The organism is Pseudoalteromonas sp. S4741 (assembly GCF_005886135.1).
Classification (GTDB): domain Bacteria; phylum Pseudomonadota; class Gammaproteobacteria; order Enterobacterales; family Alteromonadaceae; genus Pseudoalteromonas; species Pseudoalteromonas tetraodonis.
Window position 1 is genome coordinate 1 of the sequence record NZ_PNCN01000238.1, and the last position, 497, is coordinate 497.

Annotated in this window: 1 protein-coding gene; it reads left to right on the top strand. The window is 40.8% G+C overall.

Annotated features, from left to right (window positions below; genetic code table 11):
* Positions 1 to 192: 192 nt before the first annotated feature.
* Positions 193 to 497, top strand: a 305-nt coding sequence (locus CWC30_RS17985; protein WP_249929907.1) for a trehalase family glycosidase, incomplete at its 3' end; no start/stop codon positions are given.

The following is a 497-nucleotide window of genomic DNA, read 5'->3' on the forward strand; positions in this document are numbered from 1 at the left end:
ATCGTTGCCAATACATATCGAGTAGCGCTTTCAGCGGGTACTTTTCTGGACAGGCGCATGAGGTGAGCTGATGCAACCGCGCGTGTTGATTGGCAAAGTGCCTGTAAACAGTATGAGCAAATAGCACCCCTTAATAAAACTCAATTAAGAGACTTTGTTGATGCGCATTTTATAACAACGCCTTTATTAACCATGAAAGGGACTGCAAATACCACCAGTGTAAAAGGCTACATAAACTCACTGTGGAGCAGCCTTCGACGTGAAGCCGATACACCTAAAGCTAATTCTTTACTCGCTTTAAAGCACAGCTATATTGTACCTGGTGGACGTTTTCAAGAAATTTATTATTGGGATAGTTACTTTACTGCGCTGGGTTTAATTGATGCAGATAAAAGTGATGTAGTAGAAGACATGCTACAAAACTTCATAGACTTAATTAACGATTACGGCTGCATTCCAAATGGTAACCGCAGTTATTATTTATCGCGTTCACAACC